Source organism: Chitinophagaceae bacterium (assembly GCA_030053935.1).
Classification (GTDB): Bacteria; Bacteroidota; Bacteroidia; order Cytophagales; family JASGCU01; genus JASGCU01.
Genome location: JASGCU010000044.1, coordinates 1 through 19,243, shown reverse-complemented (window position 1 = coordinate 19,243; position 19,243 = coordinate 1). Strand labels below are relative to the sequence as shown.

General features: G+C 31.8%; 17 protein-coding genes. 6 read left to right on the top strand and 11 right to left on the bottom strand.

Features of this window, described 5'->3' with window-relative positions:
* The first annotated feature begins 261 nt into the window (after positions 1-261).
* Positions 262-1,536 carry a histidine--tRNA ligase gene (gene hisS, locus QM536_05950; protein ID MDI9356552.1) on the top strand — a complete coding sequence of 425 codons (1,275 nt, stop codon included), beginning with the start codon at positions 262-264 and terminating at the stop codon, positions 1,534-1,536.
* A 124-nt stretch (positions 1,537-1,660) separates the two neighbouring features.
* On the opposite strand, the gene QM536_05945 is transcribed toward hisS, so the two are convergent.
* Positions 1,661-2,101: a DUF1572 family protein gene (locus tag QM536_05945; protein ID MDI9356551.1), complete on the bottom strand. Its 441-nt coding sequence runs from the start codon at positions 2,099-2,101 to the stop codon at positions 1,661-1,663.
* 168 nt (positions 2,102-2,269) lie between these two features.
* Between QM536_05945 and QM536_05940 the strand changes: the two genes are divergently transcribed.
* The gene (locus QM536_05940) at positions 2,270-3,076 is read left to right on the top strand and encodes a 3'-5' exonuclease (GenBank protein ID MDI9356550.1); all 807 of its coding nucleotides are present in this window, start codon (positions 2,270-2,272) and stop codon (positions 3,074-3,076) included.
* Positions 3,077-3,122: 46 nt separating this feature from the next.
* Here QM536_05940 and QM536_05935 read toward each other — a convergent pair whose 3' ends face one another.
* From QM536_05935 to QM536_05915, 5 genes are all read right to left on the bottom strand, one after another.
* Positions 3,123-5,030 (bottom strand): OmpA family protein, encoded by a 1,908-nt coding sequence (locus tag QM536_05935; GenBank protein ID MDI9356549.1) that lies wholly within the window; start codon positions 5,028-5,030, stop codon positions 3,123-3,125.
* A gap of 371 nt (positions 5,031-5,401) precedes the next feature.
* On the bottom strand, positions 5,402-6,943 hold the full coding sequence (locus tag QM536_05930; GenBank protein ID MDI9356548.1) for an Eco57I restriction-modification methylase domain-containing protein: 1,542 nt from the start codon (positions 6,941-6,943) through the stop codon (positions 5,402-5,404).
* A gap of 41 nt (positions 6,944-6,984) precedes the next feature.
* Positions 6,985-7,590 carry a hypothetical protein gene (locus QM536_05925; protein ID MDI9356547.1) on the bottom strand — a complete coding sequence of 202 codons (606 nt, stop codon included), beginning with the start codon at positions 7,588-7,590 and terminating at the stop codon, positions 6,985-6,987.
* 2 nt (positions 7,591-7,592) lie between these two features.
* The gene (locus QM536_05920; GenBank protein ID MDI9356546.1) at positions 7,593-8,729 is read right to left on the bottom strand and encodes an ATP-binding protein; all 1,137 of its coding nucleotides are present in this window, start codon (positions 8,727-8,729) and stop codon (positions 7,593-7,595) included.
* 113 nt (positions 8,730-8,842) lie between these two features.
* On the bottom strand, positions 8,843-10,015 hold the full coding sequence (locus tag QM536_05915) for a tetratricopeptide repeat protein (GenBank protein MDI9356545.1): 1,173 nt from the start codon (positions 10,013-10,015) through the stop codon (positions 8,843-8,845).
* A 228-nt stretch (positions 10,016-10,243) separates the two neighbouring features.
* Between QM536_05915 and QM536_05910 the strand changes: the two genes are divergently transcribed.
* From QM536_05910 to trmB, 3 genes are all read left to right on the top strand, one after another.
* Complete coding sequence (locus tag QM536_05910; GenBank protein MDI9356544.1) at positions 10,244-11,638, top strand: redoxin domain-containing protein; 1,395 nt, start codon at positions 10,244-10,246, stop codon at positions 11,636-11,638.
* 761 nt (positions 11,639-12,399) lie between these two features.
* Positions 12,400-13,608: an NAD(P)-dependent oxidoreductase gene (locus tag QM536_05905; GenBank protein MDI9356543.1), complete on the top strand. Its 1,209-nt coding sequence runs from the start codon at positions 12,400-12,402 to the stop codon at positions 13,606-13,608.
* 123 nt (positions 13,609-13,731) lie between these two features.
* Complete coding sequence (gene trmB, locus QM536_05900; protein MDI9356542.1) at positions 13,732-14,382, top strand: tRNA (guanosine(46)-N7)-methyltransferase TrmB; 651 nt, start codon at positions 13,732-13,734, stop codon at positions 14,380-14,382.
* A gap of 17 nt (positions 14,383-14,399) precedes the next feature.
* Here trmB and QM536_05895 read toward each other — a convergent pair whose 3' ends face one another.
* From QM536_05895 to QM536_05875, 5 genes are read right to left on the bottom strand one after another with little or no spacing between them, the layout of a single operon-like run.
* Positions 14,400-14,780 carry a DUF1801 domain-containing protein gene (locus QM536_05895; GenBank protein MDI9356541.1) on the bottom strand — a complete coding sequence of 127 codons (381 nt, stop codon included), beginning with the start codon at positions 14,778-14,780 and terminating at the stop codon, positions 14,400-14,402.
* Between the two features lie 15 nt (positions 14,781-14,795).
* The gene (locus QM536_05890) at positions 14,796-15,413 is read right to left on the bottom strand and encodes an ATP-binding cassette domain-containing protein (protein ID MDI9356540.1); all 618 of its coding nucleotides are present in this window, start codon (positions 15,411-15,413) and stop codon (positions 14,796-14,798) included.
* Positions 15,414-15,422: 9 nt separating this feature from the next.
* Positions 15,423-16,646, bottom strand: coding sequence for a cysteine desulfurase (locus QM536_05885; protein ID MDI9356539.1), 1,224 nt, complete (start codon positions 16,644-16,646; stop codon positions 15,423-15,425).
* A gap of 24 nt (positions 16,647-16,670) precedes the next feature.
* Entirely contained in the window at positions 16,671-17,147 is a 477-nt protein-coding gene (gene rnhA, locus QM536_05880) for a ribonuclease HI (GenBank protein MDI9356538.1), read from the bottom strand.
* A gap of 6 nt (positions 17,148-17,153) precedes the next feature.
* Positions 17,154-17,528, bottom strand: coding sequence for a sulfite exporter TauE/SafE family protein (locus QM536_05875; protein MDI9356537.1), 375 nt, complete (start codon positions 17,526-17,528; stop codon positions 17,154-17,156).
* Between the two features lie 182 nt (positions 17,529-17,710).
* Between QM536_05875 and QM536_05870 the strand changes: the two genes are divergently transcribed.
* Positions 17,711-19,237: a M20/M25/M40 family metallo-hydrolase gene (locus QM536_05870; GenBank protein ID MDI9356536.1), complete on the top strand. Its 1,527-nt coding sequence runs from the start codon at positions 17,711-17,713 to the stop codon at positions 19,235-19,237.
* Positions 19,238-19,243 lie beyond the last annotated feature (6 nt).

Genomic DNA, 19,243 nt, shown 5'->3' with positions numbered 1-19,243 from the left:
GAGTTTTCTTGCAGACACTCTTTATTATTTCTTTCTCCATTTGCTTCCCAAGACCATATTTTTTAATGCATCAAGGAGGATCCTCGATTGGAGCATACTAAAAATTTTGGAAAAGTTAATAGAAAAGTAAATGGGAAGAAAGGATATATTAACAGGGAATTACTATAAAAATATACTTATTGTGAAAATATGCTACCTTACAAAAATTCATTTATACAATACAAATTATATACTTTTTTTATTCTACAAACATAAAATACAATGACACAATACGGAAATCCTGCGGAAGGTATGCGTGACTTTCTTCCAAAAGACGTTGCTCTACGCCATTATGTAACGAATACTATTCTCGGTGTTTATAATGAATTTGGTTTTACACAAATAGAAACGCCTTGTGTGGAAAGAATTGATATTCTCTCCCATAGTGATGGGGGAGAGAATGAAAAAATGCTTTTCAAAATACTAAAAAGAGGAGAAAAACTGCAGTTTTCTGATGATACAAAAGAATCGGATGTTGTAGATTTGGGGTTAAGATATGATCTTACCGTTCCTCTTTGTCGGTTTTATGCGAATAATCGTTCTCGTCTGCCAAACCCTTTTAAGGTAATTCAAATGGGAAGTGTTTGGAGAGCAGAAAGATCCCAAAAAGGACGATATAGACAGTTCACTCAGTGTGATATTGATATTATTGGCAACAATAGTATTATGGCGGAGATAGAACTCATTCTCGCAACGGCAAAAGCATTACAAAAACTTGGTTTTCAGGGTTTCAAAATAAGAATTAATGATAGAAGGATTTTAGAATGCCTTGCAAAATATTGCGGTTTTGAAGAGTCTTCTTTTCAAAAGGTATTTGTTATCTTTGATAAATTGGACAAAATAGGAAAAGAAGGTGTGAAAAAGGAGTTAGAAGATGCAAAATTTTCTTCTCTTTCTATTGATAAGTTTATGAATACTTTAGAAAGAACAACGGAAAGTGGAATTACTGTGGGTTCTGTATACGATGTTTTACCCAGCATCCCCAAAGAAATTTTTAATGATTTAGTTACTGTTATAAGTACTGTCTCTGCTCAAGCTGGGAATGAGTATTCTATATATTTTGATATTTCATTGGTAAGAGGAATGGGATATTATACGGGGCAGATATTTGAAATAGAAATGGAAGGTTATAAATCGTCTATCGCAGGTGGGGGGCGTTATAATAAAATGATAGGAAAAATATTGCAGGAAGAAAAAGAGGTTCCTGCTTGTGGGTTTTCCATAGGTTTTGAGCGGGTTATTGCTCTCTTGGAAGAAAGAAATTTTGAAATCCCTCATCCGAAAAAGAAATTAACCATTCTGTATAAAGAAGATATTGGTAATTACACTTCTCTCCTGGAGGCAGCTCAAAGATACAGAGAGAAGGGATATTCTGTTTCTCTAGAAATGCAAAAGAAAAATGTAAAAAAACAATTAGACGACCTTGGGCAGCGGGGATTTCATTACTTTGCTTTCTTTGAAGGGGCTTTTGAAATGGATATTAAAGAATTAAAATAACTCTTGGTATAAAGAGTTACCATTTTTAATAGCACACTGATTACACTAATATATGTGATTTGTAATGATTTAAATCAGTAGTATCTGTTCAATCAGTGTTCTATTTTATTTTTTGTATTTTACTTTATTTTTTATATATTCTCCAAAAATAATTGATTTGCCCTAAATGATAGTTCAAATGCCCGTAGAGATGTATTATTAAAAACTCTGTTGTCATCGGATATCCTAATTGTTGTGTAGGAAATTCTTTTTGTAATTCTTCTTCAGTAATGGTATCTAATGTATGGCAGATGAGTTTTTTTGCTTCTAAAAGCATTTCTTTTAATTTGGCTTTTGGAATATTTTTATTTTTAAATTCTCCCTCCCTATCTCTCACGTACCCATTTTGTAATAGGACACTTCCTATGTTATGAAACATCCCTCCGCAGAGATGAAGCATGAGATTTCCTGGACTATTCTTAATTTCTCCGCTTATTTCCCATAGGATATTTTCAGGAATATGTTCTAAATTTTCTATAGTATTATCAAACTCCCTCGCAAACAAAAAAGATAATTCTTTTTTCATAGTTATTTTTAATATGTTAAATGATTGATATGATATATATATTTGTAATAACAGGTAAAAATAGTTTTTTTTTGATAATAAAAACATTTTTATTTTTCATAAAAGAGAAAAAGTTATAATTCAATGTATTTTTATTTTTTTATAGTCAACAACTAAATATGTCTCATTGTGATACTCCATTTAAAAAGACCTCTTGTATTTTTTGATTTAGAAACCACGGGAGCTAACGTTTCTACAGATAGAATTGTAGAGCTGAGCTTTGTAAAATTAAAAGAAAATGAAGAAATAATAACTCTCACTTATCTTATAAATCCACAAATTCCCATTTCTGTAGAGGCATCTTTGGTGCATGGAATAAGCGATGCTGACGTAAAAGATGCTCCTCTTTTTCCCGATGTTGCGGAAGAAGTATCTCTTTTTTTAAAAGGATGCGACTTGGCAGGGTTTAATATCATTCAGTTTGATATTCCTATACTGATAGAGGAGTTTTTGAGAATACAAAAGGATTTTCATATTTCTGATAGAAATATTATAGATATTCAAAAGATATTTCATCTGATGGAAAAGAGAAATCTGTCGGGGGCTTATAAATTTTATTGTGGAAAAGATCTGATGAATGCTCACAGAGCTGAACAAGATGCTCGAGCGACTTTGGAAATCTTTCTCAAACAAGTAGAAAAATATCAAGGGCAAGAGGTTGTAAACCTCAAAGGGGAAAAATTAGGAACAATAGAGAATGATATGGATTTACTGCATACAATAACCCAAAGCAATGTGGTTGATTTTGCGGGCAGGATTATAAGAAATGAAGATGGGCAGGCAATTTTTAATTTTGGAAAGCATAAAGGTAAAATAGTTTTAGAGGTTCTGAAAAAAGAACCTTCTTTTTATCATTGGATGATGCGGTCTCAATTTCCTTTAGATACAAAACGGAAACTTACAGATCTAAAAAAGCAGATAGATGAAAAAAAATAGAGATTACATTCATGCTTACGTTGCCAAAGTTTTCTCTCCTATTTTATTAAAATATCTTAAACTCTATTCGTCTATTTTGTTTTCTCCCCTCTTCTGTTGTATTAGGCATTTGGGGGTCGCTCCCCCCTTTTCCAAAGTATCGTAATCTCTCCTGAGAGATATTTTTTTTTATTAAGAAATTATACACTGCTTTTGCTCTTTTCAAAGAAAGGTTTTGATTATACATTGTATCTCCCACATTGTCGGTATGTCCGTATATTTCAATATTTACTTGGGTGTTTTTTTCTAAAAAATGAAATACTTCTAACAGTTCTGTCTTTGCTTCTTCTTGAATAACATCGCTATTAAATTCAAAAAAAATATTCTTTAAGACCTTTACACTCCCAATTTTGATAGGTTGTAGGTAAAAGTTTATAGTAAAACCCATTCCCACACCGGTATTTTCAGAGTATAACATAGTATCTTGAAAAATATAATATGGACAGGTCACATAAAGAGAATAGGTTTTACCCGCTGTGAGCACTGCGGAGTATTTTCCATTTTTATCACTTATAGATTTGTATAAAATGGTATTTTTTTGTATGTCAAATATTTCAATAGAGGCAGATAGTGGGGTGAGGGTCTCGGCATCAAAGATATTTCCTTTCAAAATATCTACTTTTTTTTGAGGTTTTATTGCTTCAGGGAGTTTAACAGAGTAGATTTTTTCATTTCCATTGTCGCCTATGCTCCAAGTATTCGTTTCACTGTGTGTAAAATAGCCGTAGTTGTCGGAGGATACAGATAAAGAAAGTTGTTGCTGGTGATTATTGAAAGGGTACCCAATATTTTGTGCGGGAGACCATTTTTCTCCATCATATTCACTTTTAAATATGTCTAAATTCCCCATTCCAATATGCCCGTCCGATGCCCAATAAAGGGTTTGCCCATTGTTATGAATAAAAGGGGAAACGTCATTTTCAGAAGTATTTATAACATCTCCTACATTTTCAGGTTCACTCCAATATCCATTTTCATCTTGGTGGCTTACCCAAATATCTAATTTTCCTTTGCTTTTTGGTTCTCTATCAGAGGTAAAATAAAGAGTTCTTCCATCGGCAGAAAGAGAGGGATGGGACTCCCAATAGTGTGTATTGATAGGATATCCCATATTTTGTGGGGCTTCCCATCCGTTTTCTTTTTTTTTAGAAGTATAAAGGTCGCACTTTCCATATCTATCGGGATACTGACATCCCACAAAGACAATAAAAGTTCCGTCAGCATTGACACTACATATCCCTTCATTTCCCGAAGGGGTATTGACACTTCCTTCTATTTCTTTGGGGATACTCCAATTGTGTGAAGAATCTTGTTGTGTGTAAAAAATATTTTCATCAGATGCGGCATCTATCCTCCCTGTAAAAAATAAGGTTGTATTATCAGCAGTAAAAGAAGGAAAGTATTGCCTTGCGAGTGTATTGAGAGGAAATTTAAGTAATTCTATTTGTACATCTACGGGGTTTTTAATAGAATGTCTTGCAAAATTACAGCTTTCTAAAATGGTTTTTGCTTTTTTATTATTTTGAAACCCATCAGGATATATAGTACTATACTTGTTTAGTAAAGAATGGGTTTTTTCATATTCTCCAATAAGAAAATGAAACTCTGCTAAGAAAAGATACGCTCTATCATTCTTTTTATGAGAGCTGTCTAATTGCAAACATTTTTTATATTCGTTGAGTAGGTTCTCTTTCATACTCAAACGTTCATAGACAGAAGCCAATGCCAGATGAGGTTCTACAAATGTTTTATCTGCTTGTATTGATTTTTTGAAGAACGCTATTCCCTGCTTAAAATCATAGTACTGTATTCTTTTTTGTCCTTCTCTATAGAAATGGACCGCTTTCTTATTTGTAGAAATATCTTGTCCGTATGCGGTTAAAATCATACAATAAAAAAAATAAACATGCTTCATCTTTTAGTGGTCAGTTTGATACTTGTTTGTTTCATTCTTAATGAGTATATCCAAGAAAACTCTTAAAACCTTGAGTAGTAAATGGATTCAATATAGTATGAATAGATTAAATATATTGTATTTTTACTCATAATAGATAAAAAATATTTTTATTCACTATCAAATATAATGTATACGGTTTATGTGACAAAAATTTGAGAAAACTGTAGTTTATGTATACTGCCTATTGGTGAGGTCGAAATACATGAAAATGAACCGAAAGTTATTTGTTTGCTTTTATTTAAAAAGTAAGAGTTTTCTTGCAGACATTCATTATAAATTATTTTGTAAAAGCAATAAAATTGCATACTTTTTGGAGCATGTTTTTATTGTTAGGACATCAAGGATTCTTCTTCATATTGTATTATTTTCTTAATTTTTCCTGGTTGAGCCCAATTCATTGTTCCTTCCATCTTTAAGGATAGTAGATAATTTTCTATTTGTTTATCGGACAATTCTTCCTGTATCCTTTTGGCTTCATGTAATGTTCTGAGGGGTATAAAGGTTTGCAATGATTGGCTTGCTTGCCAGCTGCCTTCAAATATGGTGGGATTAAAACTTGTTTTTCCGTATGCTTCCCATATTACTTTGTAGGGGAAGAAATTATATTCACCAACGCCTAACAGAGCCCACCAATGCCCACGATTAAGCATTGCATTGAGTATTACTCCTTTTCTTCCCTGTAATATTTCTCTGTTTGCTTCCATATAGAATTGCAATTCAGGATACATTTGAATTTGCTCCCATTCCATTGGTTTACCATTATTATTGTATGGTAAAAGAACCCACCTTGATGGAGTGGTAGTTTGACCCTGAAACTCTTTTGATGTAATGAGTGGGGTGACAAATTTTTTGGGGAGAATAATATTGTTTTTTTTCTTGTTAGAAACACTTACTAAATCTACATTTACTTCATTGAGAGTGTCAAAGAAATAGACATCATTTGCTCCACAGGGATTAATGCCCTGCCTTGGAGTAGATTCTTTTTTTAGAACTATGGGTTTAATATTGTCAAATTTTCTACCTGCTTCGTTTGATATTATGCTTAATGGGTCTGTTTCGTGAAACATGGGCTTTGCAGCATATTCAAGCCAACAGCCCTTTTCATTTCGGAAATAGGGTATAGGGAAAAGTGTCTTTGTATCTCTCATAAAATGACTCAGACCGTAGCGTGTAGCAACATTGCCAAAAACATTTTCTTTATGAAAGTCAAAAATAGTTTGAACGCTATATTGTACTTCTCCAATGCTATAAGTTCTGAAGTTTCTATGAGCCCCATCATTTAAAAAGATAGAAAGCGGAATAAATAGAATTGCTTCTCCATTTTGCTTCAAGAAGTCCTTAATTGCTATTTGAATAATAAGTGCTGCTATGTCTATTCTGCTTCCTCCTAACAAAAGGTTTTGATTCTTTCCGACTAAATCAAATTTTAAAAAATAGCTTTTTATCTGCTCTTTATAGCTCTCGGGTAAATCTACAAAGTTTTGCCAAGGGGGATTGCCAAATATAATGTCGTATTTTTCAGGTTTGAGTCGCAAAAAATCTTCATTCGTAAAGTTTGCAGACATATCCAAACGATGCTTTTCTTTGAATTTATGTAATGCTTGCTGAAAATAGAAAGTATTCAATTCATTGCCATAAAGTTTATTGGTCGGTAGGTCATGAATTGAAAAACCTTGAGATATTCCATATGTGATTAAAGCCTCAAGAATATTTCCTTCCCCCATTGTTGGGTCAAATACAGAAGCACCGTTCATCCATTTTGAAAATATATCAAACTTTTCAATCGCAAATTCTCCCCATTTCAATGGTGTGAAGACATCCCCAATTTGTAAATCCTTATCTGATACATCGAAAGTTTTGATATACTCCATTTTTAGGTTGTTCGGTTTTATTGTTTAAATAATTCCTTCATTCAATCGACAAATTTTAAACAAACATCATCATCCGTTGATAAGTATCTTTTTGTAATACTTAATCCAATTGGAGTACCTGGGTCTTCTTGAACAGCAAGCCAAGGGTGAATTAATGCTTTAGGCTTATGAATGAGTGCATATGTATTCAACCCTTGCTTCTCAATATTACTCACATGTTCGTTTACAATTGGTAAAAAATTGTCATCAGAAGGAACTAGAAAAGAAAGAAAATCTTCAAGCATTCCATTCACATTATTATCAGGTATAATCCAGATACCAATAGAAATCTGACCAACTACTAATACAATTAACCCATTTTTCGGTAAATCTTCTGGAATATTAAATCCTTGTGCCCTCAATAATTGCTTTAACCTATTCCATCTCAACAATAGGTTTGAATCTGCATCAATAATAATTCCAATAGTATCAACACTTGATTGTTTGAATCTTACAGGAATTTGCTCTAATAATTTATCTATTCCCTCACAATCAATAACATCAAATGTCTCATTAATTTTAAACTGCTCACATAATGCCCATATTACGTGTTGGTCATCATTCCCCTCAACTAAGAGTTTTTTATTGAACTTTTCCCTAATCCTCATAGCTATCGGGTTTCAATATTTTGGTCTGTTGCAACCTTCAATTCCTCTTTAGAAAACACAACTTGCTTTATTTTACCATTTATATTGTCAAGTCTAATCAATTTTCCGTCAAGATTGTTTTGAGGACCATTCAGTATATTTTCAAATCCAGATATACAATCTTCACTATGGGTCGTTACAAATACTTGAACATTTAATTTGTTCGCAAGATTAAAAATGATTTCCCATAATTTTTCTTGAATGGAATAATGAAGACCATTTTCAAATTCATCTATTAATAAAAAACCATTATCTGAATTTACAAGTGCCAAAATCATAGTTAAAATCCGATTGATTCCATCACCCATGCTTCGCAATGGTTCAACATTATTATTGCTTGAACGTTTCGCAACAGCATACCTGTTTCGTGTCCCTTCTTCAACAAAAGCAACTCTTTCAATATCAGGTTCAATTATTCTAAGGGCATCAATAACATATTGCTCCTTGGGAGTAAGTGTGATATTATCCCATAGTTTTCCATTAATCTCTCTATCAATATTTCGAGTTCTGATGAATTGGAAATTTTCTATACTTCCAAATCCTCTAAACCCAATTCTGTTATAGAATCGTTCATCATCCAACGGCAATATAAAAGAATTAAGTCCAACACGAATTTCTAATCCAAGTTTATAATCAACTATTTGTTTGTCATCATCAATGTCGATAATAGTTCGTTTCCGTCTATTAACAGGTTCTTCACTTTGGCTAGTTATCTCATCAAAGTATTTTACAAATCTTAAAGAAATTGACTTTTCGGTAGTTTCTTGTTTTCCAAACAAAGTGTTCTCAATTGTTCCAATTTTAATTGCATTATTTTGACCAAAGCCAACTATTCTATTTGCAAAAAATGATGAAAGAGCCTTAACATTAGTCTCTGTAGCATTTTTATTATTTGGAACTTGTCGATAGTTTTCACCTCTTTCCTCCAGTAATTGCAAAATTACACTTAAATCACATTTGGTTGAATACAAAGCAATTGCCTCTAGTAATGTTGATTTGCCTGTATTGTTTTTACCCGTAATCAAATTAACTTTTGAAAACGACTCAATACTTAATCCGTCTAAAATTCTATACCTTTCTATCTTAATGGAGTTAATCATTTTATGTTAATTTAATTTATTTTAATGTATGAATTACAAATGTAATAATCTTTATTATGTTATTTTTTGTAAAGTCCTTTTGAACCATATTTTGAAATAAGTATTTTTTACAATCACTCTAATTTTTTTATATTTTTTTTTGCTATTTCCCATGCTCTATCATTTTTATCGGCTATTCTTTTTACCTTTTTATAGTATTTTCGGGCTTCTTTTGGGTTATTTTCTTTTATAGACATATCCCCTAAGGCAAGCAATGCATATAAATAATAACCATATTGCAGGTCCGTATTCTTTTCACTCAAAAGAACCACCGTATTATAATATTTTTTAGAAAGTTCCAATCTATTTCTATACTGATACCATTGCCCTAAAAAAAACGCAGCATATCTCCCCGTATTTTCTTCATAACCAAACTCGTGATTTTCCATTTTTTCTAATATACAAAGACATTCTTCCTCACATCTTCTATCTCCCGTAGAGTAGAGCAAACGTGCATAATATCTATGAAAATAGGCATTATGAGGAAAGGTATTATGAAGATATTCTGCAATTTGAAAAGCCCTCATTAGGTTTTTTCCTTCGCTCATAAGTATACGCATGAGGTAATGCTGTGCTTCTGTGCGGGTATAAAAAGCATTATTTGATACCTCCTCCATCTGCTGTATGCCTAATTCTTTATTCCCTTTATGAAAAAATATCATGATAGGTTTCAAAAAAGGGTAATTTTCTGGTATCCATACGGAGTAATAGTTATACAAGCCATCTCCAAATAAAAGCTCAGGGCTGAGGGAGTTTTTATCTCTACAAATATCCATATAGGTGAGAGAACTTTTGCCTGCTAATGCTGCTTTTGTCCATTTATCTCTATCAGAAAATAATCTTCCTTTAAATCCATAAGCAGCGGCTAAGAAAAAAGCTCCTTCTATTTTTGTTTTTTTTTCTTTCAAAAGCCGCTCTGCGTAGAATATGCATGTGTCCATATAAGCGTGAAACGTTTCATCATACTCTTTATTTTCATACTCGGGTAATATTTTCCACCAAGTGTTCAGTCCCATCAAAAAATAAGCAAGGGGATGCGTTTTATACTTATACCGAAGCCATTGAAATTGTACTTCTGCTTTTTGAAACTGAAAATTATACATATTATTCAATCCTTCTGTGGATTCTATCTGTATCTGTAAGTCGTTTATCAGCAAACTATCCTTTTCATCGGGGAAGATGGTTTGAGCAAAAAGTTTTGTGTTTATAAGGAAAATGAAAAATAATACGTTTTTTTGTATGAGCATACGTTTTTGGTAAGTTCTTTCTGAAAAATTGTTTTTTAAATAGAAGCCATATTGTAATCAAAAATAAAATTATAACATGTTTTGAGAATATATTTGTAATTTTTAAAAATAATTTTGTTATATTGTCAAATATTTTGAATCTATATCTTTTGGAGAATTTTTTTACTTCTAGTAGAGAATAGCGTTTAAAAATTACTTTATCAATAATTATAATCTTAACATATACAAATGAACAATGTTTTAAAATTAAGTGTTATTTTTAGTATTTTTTTGTATCAAAGGGGAACGGCACAGCATAGAATATCCATAACTATAGATGGAATTCCTGCAGGAAAAGAAATTATATTAGGGTATCACTTTGCTGACCAAAAATATGCTGTAGATACAGTAATAACAGATGAGATGGGAAAAGTAGTATTTTATGGGGATACGGAGCTGAAGCCAGGTATGTATTTTCTGTATAATCCAAATGAAATATGGTTTGATTTCATAGTAAAAGAACAAGATTTTTCTCTTACTTTTAGCAAAAAAGAACTATACAAAGATTTGGAAGTAAAAAATTCTTTAGAAAATGAACTTTTCAAAGAGTTCCAACTGCAAATGCTTGCTGCAAATATACTAAAAGATTCCATTCTCAAATCTTTCAAGCAAACATCTAAAAAAGAAGATACTATCGCAGCCCAAAAAAAATTAATAGATATAGAAAAAGAAGTATCCAATAATAGAAAATCTATTATAAAAAAAGCACCCAATTCTTTAGTGGCAAATATACTTATGCTGATGGAACGCCCCGAACCGCCTGATTATAAAGAAATCAAAGATACAGACAAAAGAAGAACTGCACAACTCCAATATTATAAAAATCATTTCTTGGATAATATACATTTTAAAGATATAGGACTCCTAAGAACCCCCCTTTTAAAAGTAACCGTAGAAGAGTTTTTTGACAAAGTAGTAGTTCCACATCCCGATACCATCTTATATTACTGTGATAAAATAATAAGAGAATCAGAATTTGATGCCGAATTGTTTCGTTTTTGGTTAGTAACTTTTTTTAATAAATATGAAAAGTCCGATATTATGGGAATGGAAGTAATATGGGTTACTCTTGCGGAAAAATATTATCTTACAGGCAAAGCCGATTGGCTCAAACCCGAAGACCTGACAAATCTGCAAGAAGAAGTGGATTTTTTACGCCCTAACCTTATAGGAAAAATAGCACCCCGCCTGCATTTATTAGATACTGCATTAAATCCGCTCTACTTAGAACAGATGAACGCAAAATATATGGTGCTTTTCTTTTATGACCCTAACTGCGGAACTTGTATTAAGAAAACCCCCGAACTCGGCGCTCTCTACCCTCAATTAAAGGCACTAAATGCAGAAGTATTAGCGGTATGTGTTCCAACTAAAGTAGATGAATGGAAAAACTATGTAAAAAAAAATAAAATGAAATGGCTCAATGGTGCAGACCCAAACACACAAAGTAACTTCCGACACGATTATAACGTCAGATATACTCCTCAAATCTACATATTAGATAATAAAAAAAGAATTATTGCCAAAAAATTAGATACCTCCCAAATAATAGAGTTTATAAAAAATCATTCTCGTTACCATTAAAAAAATGCAGAGAGTGTCCGAAAAATCATTTTAAGGGGAGTTCTAAAAATTAAATATTTGAAAATCATATAAAAATATGTACTTTTTAACAAAAAATACATATTTTTTGCAAATAATAATAAATGTATATTATGAGCAATGAAAAGTACAAAAAAACAGGTAGAAATGGGATGTTTGATTCAGAGTTTATTCAACAAGATATATCTCTTTTAGGAAATCCAAAAAATAAGCAAGGTGTTGGATTTTGAGATATTTAGAAATATATGAGAAGAAGGTTTATTAAAAAAAGACAAAAAAAGTCAAGTCAGTTCGAAAAGATATGATGTAGTGCTCTTATTCAAGATAATGATACTGTTTTCTTTAGAAAAATTAGAAAAAATGTAACCTAATAAGAATAAAATATGTACTTTGTTTTAACTTTTTAAATATATAAAATGGGTTCTTATATTTTTAAAAATTAAAACCTAAAAAACAATTTTTAGAACCCATCATATATAATTGCAAATAGTTTTTTGTATATTTAAAATATGAAAGAAAAAATCTCGTAGGTATTAAAGGTTTATAGAAATATTATAAGTCATGTGTCTATCCACTTTGGTATATACATTTACACTAAAATATTTGCTATAAACTTTCCCACCAGGAAAATATTATGTGATTTTTCGTAAGATGCTAAATAGATACTTTTTATTTTCTTAATTACAAGAAAAAAATACTATTATAGGAAAAATACATTGTATTCAAATACATTTACACACAACATGCAAAAATTAAAAATAGGTATTATAAAAGAATATAAAACCCCACCAGATAAAAGAGTTCCCCTAACCCCCGAGCAATGCTCTGAGGTGATGAAACAATATCAAGGAGTGGAAATAGTGGTGCAAAAGAGTAAAGACAGGTGCTTTTCGGACTTAGATTATTTTGAAAAAGGGATAGCATTAGAAGAAGATTTGCAGGACTGCGATATTATCATAGGAGTAAAAGAAATTCCGAAGGAGCTTTTGTTAGAAGGGAAGACATATATTTTTTTTTCACATACTATTAAGAAACAAGAGCATAATAAATCATTACTCCAAGAGATTGTTCGTAGAAAAATAACGCTGATAGATTGGGAAACGATGGTAGATGATTCGGGACAGCGGATAGTGGCTTTTGGAAAATGGGCAGGAATAGTAGGATGTTATAATGCTTTTTGGATGTATGGAAAAAGATACAATCTTTTTCATATCAGAAGGGTGTATGAATGTTCTGATTTAGAAGATATGAAAATAGAATTTGAAAAGATTAAACTTCCATTTACACGTATTCTTTTAACAGGTGGCGGTAGGGTTGCCAAGGGCTGTATTGAGATGCTTAATAAAATAGGGGTTCGTAGAGTATCTCCTTATTCTTTTCTCCACGAACAATACCATGAGGGAGTATACACTCAATTGAATACGAGAGATTATATGATCCATAAAAATAAGAAACCATTTGTGCATTCAGAGTTTTATAATAAACCCGAATTGTATGTATCACAAATATATCCGTATCTTACCCAAGCGGATATACTTATTTCTGCCCATTATTGGGACCCTCGGTCTCCCAAACTTTTTACTATGCCTGATGTCCTAAAAAATGATTTTTCTGTAAAGATTATTGCGGACATTACCTGTGATATAAATGGCTCTGTTCCTACTACTGTCAAGGCAACAACTATCTTTAATCCTGCTTATGATATAGAGCCAACAGAAGTGACGATTTTGCCTCCTTTTTCATCCGAAGGCAATATAACGGTTATGTCTATAGATAATCTTCCTTGTGAAATTCCGAGAGATGCTTCTACTGATTTTGGAACTATGCTGATTCAAAATATCTTCCCTTGTCTCTTATCACCCCATCCAAGTGAAATGATTCAAAGAGCAACCATTGTAGAGAAGGGAAATATTACGGAAAAGTTTTCCTATTTAGAGAATTGGATTAGATGATGAATTATGAGTTATGATTTTTTTATTAAAAAAAAAACAAATATACAGCAAAGATGCAAAGGAAAACATTCATAACTAATCATTAACCATTAATCAAATAATTCTTTATTATATAATACTACAATGGGCAAGAATAAATTAGAAAGATTTCATGAGAATCAAAATAATCCGTATATTATAGAGCCGGGGAAAGAAGTATTTGAAAGTTTGAAAGGGAACTGGAATAGCTCTGTATTTGAGAATTCAAACCCTCTTTTTCTGGAGCTTGCTTGTGGAAGAGGGGAATATACAGTGGGTCTTTCTCGTTTTTTTCCTGAGAAAAATTTTATAGGAGTAGATATAAAGGGATCAAGAATATGGTGTGGTGGGACTTTTGCTCAAAAAAAAAATATTCCCAATGTTCGTTTTTTAAGAATACCAATAGATATGATAGAAAATTTTTTTATAGGGAAAGAAGTTTCGGGTATATGGATAACTTTTCCTGATCCTTATATAAAAAAAGAAAGAAAACGTCTTACTTCACCGCGTTTTTTAGAGTCCTATAAAAAAATTCTTCATCCAAATTCCTTTATTTATTTTAAAACTGATAATACTATTCTTTTTGAATATACTCTGAAAGTATTGCAAAGCCAGCATATACAGAGTTTAGAATATACTTTTGACTTGTATAGTTCCCCTTTGTTAGAAGAACACTTCGGAATTCAAACAAACTATGAGAAAATATTCATCGCAAAGGGAGAAAAGATAAAATATTTGAAATTTCAATTCCAATAACTCTCTCTTATTTCCTATTATTTTTTTCTTTTTGCAAATGATGCATCTATTTTTTCTGCCTCAGCAAGAATATATTTCATCATTTGTATATCTACTTCTTGTGGATGTACAAAGGTTTTCATAGAAACCTGTTTTCTCTGTCCCAATTCCATATAACTATCGGTAAAGGGAAGTAAATATCCATAACAAAATCCAAAGGTGACTCCCTTTGTTTTTCCACTAAGAGGAGCAGATGCGGGCCATATAAAACAAATTCTTCTATTTTTATAATAAAAAGGGACATTATATGCAAATTTTTCTTTCACATTGTGTAAAGTGTTGCAGATAATGGAATGTAAAAGGTTTGTTATTATTTTTTCATCTTCGGGGAGGGATCCCAAAAAATAATGTATGTTCATACGCTATGCAGATTATCACGCAAATAGTTCTATATTTATTTCTTTTTTACACCAGTTGTATTCTATAAAAGTATTAGAGCATACTATTATAAGGGTATCTTTTTTTTTATATTCTAATTCTCTTAAAAACCAACGTATACCGGATTCGTCTAAGTTACTGAGGGGTTCATCCATTACAAGTAAGGGGGTTTGGGAGAAAAAAACGAGTCCTAAGGTAAGTTTTTGCTTCATACCGGTGGAAAGATGTTTTATAAAAGTATGGGCTTTATTTGGGAGTTCTATTCTTTCTAAAAAACGATGTATAGTTATATTTTCTTTTTTTTTTTTGAAACGAAAATGAAAATCAAACATTTCTTGTACAGAAAACTCTTCTATCAAGTTCATATAAGGTGCTGTAAACGAGCAGTATTGGTATATTTCATCAGCAGGAATATTTTTTTTATCTATATTCCAAGCAATATCTCCTTCGGTTGGGATTTTTTTTCCTGTGATAATGGAAGCAAAAGTGCTTTTTCCCGATCCATTTTTTCCTATAATAGCATAAGAATGAGATATTTCTAGGTCCAAAGAAATATCTCGAAACACCCATTCTTTATTATATTTTTTTCCGATGTTGTGTAAGGATACAAGCATAGTGATTGTTTATTTTTTTTTTTTGATAATTTTATGAAGAGCATCTATAAAAATATCTATTTCTTGTGTGGTATTATAAATAGAAAAAGAAGCACGTATAGTTCCATCAAGAGATAATCTGTGCATAAGAGGTTGTGTGCAATGATGTCCTGTTCGGACAGCAATACCTTTAGAATCTAACAAAAGCCCGATGTCTAAGGTATCGTAATTTTCTATGACAAAAGAGATGACACTGGTTTTGTGTTTTGCTTGACCAATTATTTTCAAGTAAGGGAGTGATTGTAAGAGGGTGGTAGCATAGTGTAAAAGTTCTTGTTCATATTTTTTTTTTTTTGTTTTATCTATGGATTCTATAAAATCTATAGCCGCCCCGAAAGCAATCACATCTCCAATATTAGGAGTCCCTGCTTCAAATTTGTAAGGAATGTGATTATAAGTGGTTCTTTCAAAGGTTACTTTTTGTATCATTTCTCCTCCGCCTTGGTAAGGGGGTAGTTGCTCTAATAATTTTCTTTTTCCGTATAGCACTCCAACCCCTGTGGGACCATACATTTTATGAGAGGAAAAAGCCATAAAATCTACATCTAATTCTTTCACATCTACTTCTAAATGGGCGACCGCTTGTGCGGCATCTATAAGCACCAATGTATTATTTTTATGGGCTAATTCTATAATTTTTTTTATGGGGTTAATGGTACCTAAGGCGTTAGATACCCATGTTATGGATAGAATTTTTACTTGCTCTGTTAATAGATTTTCTAATGCTTCCATTATGATTTCACCCGAATCGGTAATGGGGATAATTTTTAATACCGATTGTTTTTCTTCTCCAATAATTTGCCATGGAACTATGTTAGAATGATGTTCCATGCAGGAAATAAGTATTTCATCACCTTGCTTGAGAAATTTTTTTCCAAAAGATTGGGCTACTATGTTTATACTTTCTGTTGTGCCTTTAGTAAAAATAATTTCTTCGGGTTCTTCTGCCCCGATAAATGTTTGCACTTTTTTTCTGACTTCTTCAAAAGATTGAGTAGCCCTATCGGCAAGAGTATGCGCCCCTCTATGTATATTGGCATTGGAGGTGGTATAGTATTGTTCTAAAGCTTGTAAAACAGAAAGAGGTTTTTGGCTTGTGGCCGCATTATCAAAATAGATAAGAGGGTTATTATATATTTTTTGCTGTAAGATGGGAAAGAGTTCCCTTATAGAATCTATATTGAGTGTGGTCATTTTTGATCTTATGATATTTTTTATTTATTTAATTTCATTGGAAAGGGATTGCATGTTTTCAAATGCTTCATCTACCAAAAGAGGTCTCTCTTTAGGGCGGTAAGTAGCTAAAAAGTCACATCTTTCATTTTCTGTATTGCCATTATGACCTTTTATCCAACGGAAGGTAATATTTTGATTTTGAGCAGCTACTATATATCTTTCCCAAAGATCTTTATTTTTTTTTCCTTTAAAATTTTTACTTACCCAATTATCAAGCCATTTTTTTTCTACTGTATTTACGACATATTGAGAATCAGAGTAAATAAGGACATTCAGATTCTTTTGCTTAAGAGCTTCTAATCCTTTTATAACTGCTAAAAGTTCCATTCTGTTATTAGTAGTAAATCTATAACTTTCTGATAGTTCTTTTCTATGATGATTATATAAAAGAATAGTTCCATATCCTCCCGGACCTGGATTTCCAACAGAGGAGCCGTCTGTATATATTACTACTTCCATTCGGTATTATTTATCAAACAATAAAATTTTAAGGGCGATTGCTATAAGGAACACTGCAAAGATTTTTTTTAATGCTATTTGTGGAATGTACATAACTACTTTTGCTCCTATAAATGCCCCTATAAAAAAAAAGAAAGCGAGTATAAGTGCGGTTTTTATATCTACATAACCACGATTATAATACTGCCATGCTGCCAATATACCTACAGGCATTATAAACATAGCAAGAGCCGTTCCCTGTGCTGTTAACTGCGAATACCCAAGTATAAAAACTAAACAAGGAATGATGATAATAGCTCCGCCTATTCCTAACATTCCACTTAAAAACCCTGCTGTGATGCCTATTACTGCAATGATAATAAAACTATAACTTTGATGCATAATATTTTTTTTAGAATACACTATTTCATAAAAAGTGTAATACGAAGATATTTTTTTTAAACTCACAAAATGATATCATAAAATATATAGAAAAATAATATTTTTTCTAAAAGGTAATAAAATAATGTAATTTGAGCATATTTAAGCATAATTAAATTATTAATCACATAATAAAAAATGTAATGAAAAAATTAATAGGATTATTGTTTTTTTTGTGTCTTTCTACTTTTGTATTAGCACAGGATAATAAAAAAATACGAGAACACATACAAAAAAATGAAAAGCAGATAATAGAAGAGTATATAGAATTTTTGTCTATTCCTAATGTTTCAACGGATAGAGAAAATATACAAAAAAATGCTGATTTTATACAAAAGATGATGGAAAAAAGGAATATAAAATCACAGATACTAAAAGGTAACACACCTGATATAAACCCTGTCATCTATGGGGAAATAATAAGCCCAAATGCAAAAAGAACTATAGGGTTCTATGCTCATTACGATGGGCAACCTGTAAACCCTAAACAGTGGTTTCCAGGATTAGAACCTTTTAACCCTCTTCTCATAACAGCACCTTTAGAGAATGGGGGAACTATTATAGGACCTTATAGAAAAGGAGATGGGGTTCAGAGAGATTGGAGAATAACAGGTAGAGGGAGTGCCGATGATAAAGCCGGGGTTATGGCTATTATCAATGCTGTAGAAGTATTACAGAAAACAGCATATACTTTTTCTGCAAATATAAAATTTTTATTTGAAGGGGAAGAAGAAATAGGTTCTATCCATTTAGATGAAATTTTTACAAAAAATAAAAATATACTTCAGGCAGATTGTTGGATAATTATTGACGGACCGAGACACGTAACAGGAAAAAAAACTATCAGCTTTGGAGTGAGAGGGGATGTGAATATTTCACTTACTGTTTACGGACCAAAACGCCCCTTGCATAGTGGAAATTATGGCAACTGGGCACCAAATCCTGCACTTATGCTTACCCACCTACTGGCAGGAATGAAAGACGAAAACGGAAAAGTGCTTATACCAGGGTTTTATGACGATGTGATACCTCTCACCGAAACCGAAAAAAAGGCAATATCTTTTATTCCTTCTACGGAATCTATTCTCAAAAATGAATTAGGAATCCATACTCCAGAAGGAAATGGAGAGAAAGCATTTTCAGAACTACTGATGATTCCTACTCTTACTATTACAGGAATACAGTCCGCAAATGTAGGAAAATTAAAAGCAAATATTATTCCATCAAAAGCAGAAGCATCTTTAGACCTACGACTCGTTTTGGGAAATGATGCGGAAAAACAAGTTCAAAAAGTGCTTGACTATATAAAAAATAAAGGATACTTTGTGATAGAACGAGAACCTACTCATCAAGAAAGGTTACAATATCCAAAAATTATTACCGTAGGAAAAGAAAAAGGATATAATGCTCAAAGAACTCAAATGGACTTACCTATAGCAAAAACAATTATAAAAACCCTTCAAGCTACTACCACTGATTCTCTTGTTCTCATTCCCTCATCGGGAGGAAGTCTTCCCCTCTATATGTTCGAACAAATATTGAAAACAAAAGTTATAACTATTCCTATAGTAAATTATGATAATAACCAACATGCTGAAAACGAAAATGTATCTATTCAATACCTTATGGAAGGGATAGAATCTGTTTCTGCTCTTATGATGATACAATAGATAATG

What these genes read in the sequence shown, in the direction of transcription:
- trmB (MDI9356542.1), top strand. Translation starts at nt 13,732, where the DNA reads ATGGGCAAGAATAAATTAGAAAGATTTCATGAGAATCAAAATAATCCG.
- QM536_05910 (MDI9356544.1), top strand. Translation starts at nt 10,244, where the DNA reads ATGAACAATGTTTTAAAATTAAGTGTTATTTTTAGTATTTTTTTGTAT.
- QM536_05935 (MDI9356549.1), bottom strand. Translation starts at nt 5,030, where the DNA reads ATGAAGCATGTTTATTTTTTTTATTGTATGATTTTAACCGCATACGGA.
- QM536_05905 (MDI9356543.1), top strand. Translation starts at nt 12,400, where the DNA reads ATGCAAAAATTAAAAATAGGTATTATAAAAGAATATAAAACCCCACCA.
- QM536_05920 (MDI9356546.1), bottom strand. Translation starts at nt 8,729, where the DNA reads ATGATTAACTCCATTAAGATAGAAAGGTATAGAATTTTAGACGGATTA.
- QM536_05915 (MDI9356545.1), bottom strand. Translation starts at nt 10,015, where the DNA reads ATGCTCATACAAAAAAACGTATTATTTTTCATTTTCCTTATAAACACA.
- QM536_05885 (MDI9356539.1), bottom strand. Translation starts at nt 16,646, where the DNA reads ATGACCACACTCAATATAGATTCTATAAGGGAACTCTTTCCCATCTTA.
- QM536_05875 (MDI9356537.1), bottom strand. Translation starts at nt 17,528, where the DNA reads ATGCATCAAAGTTATAGTTTTATTATCATTGCAGTAATAGGCATCACA.
- QM536_05870 (MDI9356536.1), top strand. Translation starts at nt 17,711, where the DNA reads ATGAAAAAATTAATAGGATTATTGTTTTTTTTGTGTCTTTCTACTTTT.
- QM536_05930 (MDI9356548.1), bottom strand. Translation starts at nt 6,943, where the DNA reads ATGGAGTATATCAAAACTTTCGATGTATCAGATAAGGATTTACAAATT.
- QM536_05945 (MDI9356551.1), bottom strand. Translation starts at nt 2,101, where the DNA reads ATGAAAAAAGAATTATCTTTTTTGTTTGCGAGGGAGTTTGATAATACT.
- hisS (MDI9356552.1), top strand. Translation starts at nt 262, where the DNA reads ATGACACAATACGGAAATCCTGCGGAAGGTATGCGTGACTTTCTTCCA.
- rnhA (MDI9356538.1), bottom strand. Translation starts at nt 17,147, where the DNA reads ATGGAAGTAGTAATATATACAGACGGCTCCTCTGTTGGAAATCCAGGT.
- QM536_05890 (MDI9356540.1), bottom strand. Translation starts at nt 15,413, where the DNA reads ATGCTTGTATCCTTACACAACATCGGAAAAAAATATAATAAAGAATGG.
- QM536_05895 (MDI9356541.1), bottom strand. Translation starts at nt 14,780, where the DNA reads ATGAACATACATTATTTTTTGGGATCCCTCCCCGAAGATGAAAAAATA.
- QM536_05925 (MDI9356547.1), bottom strand. Translation starts at nt 7,590, where the DNA reads ATGAGGATTAGGGAAAAGTTCAATAAAAAACTCTTAGTTGAGGGGAAT.